The following is a 1,387-nucleotide window of genomic DNA, read 5'->3' as shown; positions in this document are numbered from 1 at the left end:
TTTGATGGTGGACCTGGGCCTGCCGCTGGAAAATATCTGGGTCACCGACATTGAAGGCGTGGTCTACGAAGGCCGTGTCGAACTCATGGACCCGGACAAGGCGCGTTTCGCGCAAAAGACCGATGCCCGCAAGCTGGCTGAAGTGATTCAGGACGCCGACGTGTTCCTGGGCCTGTCCGCCGGTGGCGTGCTCAAGCCCGAGATGGTTGCGGCCATGGGCACGCGCCCGTTGATCCTGGCGCTGGCCAACCCCACGCCGGAAATCCTGCCGGAAGTGGCGCATGGCGTGCGTGACGACGTGGTCATGGCCACGGGCCGTTCCGACTACCCGAACCAGGTCAACAACGTTCTGTGCTTCCCGTACATTTTCCGGGGCGCGCTGGACGTGGGCGCCACCACCATTACCCGTGAAATGGAAATGGCCGCCGTGTACGCCATTGCCCAGTTGGCGGAAGAAGAGCAGAACGAAGTCGTTGCGGCCGCCTATGGCACCTACGACATCTCGTTCGGCCCGGAATACCTGATCCCCAAGCCGTTCGACCCGCGTTTGATCGTGCGTATCGCGCCGGCCGTGGCCAAGGCCGCGATGGACGGCGGCGTGGCCACGCGCCCGCTGGCCGACCTGGAAGCCTACGAAGAACAGTTGCAGCAGTTCGTGTATCACTCGGGCGCGTTCATGAAGCCGCTGTTCTCGGCCGCCAAGCGCATCGTGCGCGGCGGCGGCAAGGCGCGCATCGTGTTCACCGAAGGTGAAGACGAACGCGTGCTGCGCGCGGTGCAGGTCGTGGTTGACGAAGGCCTGGCCCGTCCGATTCTGGTGGGCCGCCCCGCCGTGCTGCTGTCGCGCATCGAGAAATTCGGCCTGCGCCTGCGCCTGGGCGAAGACGTTGAAGTGACCAACCCCGAATACGACGAACGCTTCCATCAGTACTGGACGACGTACTGGGAACTGATGTGCCGGCGCGGTATCACCAAGGAAATGGCGCGCGTGGAAATGCGCCGCCGCCTGACCTTGATCGGCGCAATGATGGTGCACCTGGGCGATGCCGACGGCATGGTCTGCGGCACGGTGGGCGCCTACCACGACCACCTGCGTTTTGTGGACGAAGTGATCGGCCGCCGTCCGGGCCATAACGTGTATGCCGCGATGAACATCCTGCTGCTCAACGAGCGCACGGTGGTGTTGGTGGACACGCATGTCAACGATGAGCCCACGGCCGAGCAGATCGCCGAGTTCACGGTGATGGCGGCGCAGGAAATGGCCCGCATGAATCTGGCGCCCAAGGTGGCGCTGCTGTCGCGGTCGAATTTCGGCACGGGCAGTTCCGCGTCGGGCGCCAAGATGCGCCGCGCGCTGGAGCTGGTGCGCGACGCCGCGCCCGAGATC

1 protein-coding gene is annotated in these 1,387 nt (G+C 64.7%); it reads left to right on the top strand.

Going from position 1 to position 1,387, the window contains the following annotated elements; all coding sequences use genetic code 11:
* On the top strand, positions 1-1,387 hold a 1,387-nt coding region (locus tag YH64_RS30005), incomplete at both ends, for a phosphate acyltransferase (protein WP_255444903.1).

The sequence above is a fragment of the Achromobacter sp. LC458 genome (assembly GCF_001005835.2).
Classification (GTDB): domain Bacteria; phylum Pseudomonadota; class Gammaproteobacteria; order Burkholderiales; family Burkholderiaceae_B; genus Achromobacter; species Achromobacter spanius_B.
The sequence above is the reverse complement of the archived record's forward strand: the minus strand, read 5'-3'. Positions and strand labels throughout refer to the sequence as shown.